At 67.9% G+C, this 252-nt stretch carries 1 protein-coding gene; it reads right to left on the reverse strand.

Going from position 1 to position 252, the window contains the following annotated elements:
- On the reverse strand, positions 1–252 hold a 252-nt coding region (locus FFT10_RS29005), incomplete at both ends, for a hypothetical protein (protein ID WP_228027352.1).

The following is a 252-nucleotide window of genomic DNA, read 5'->3' on the forward strand; positions in this document are numbered from 1 at the left end:
GTGGCCGTGACCGGGTTGCCCAGGTCGTCGGTGCCCGTCAGCTTGACCTCGACCCCGGCAATCGGCGCCTCGCTGTTGCGCACGCCGTCGTTGCCCGCGTCTTCGTACACGTAGCCGCTGAGCTTGGCCGGCGGCAGTTCACCGAAGTTGTTCTCAACGCTGTTCGCACCGGCGACCAGCGTGATGCCGCTCAGCAGGTCGTTGCCAGCGGTGCCGCCGGTCGTGCCGATGGTGTCCTTGCCGTCCAGGTAG

Origin of the sequence: Pseudaquabacterium pictum (genome assembly GCF_005403045.1) — a bacterium.
In the GTDB taxonomy this organism is placed as follows: Bacteria; Pseudomonadota; Gammaproteobacteria; order Burkholderiales; family Burkholderiaceae_C; genus Pseudaquabacterium; species Pseudaquabacterium pictum.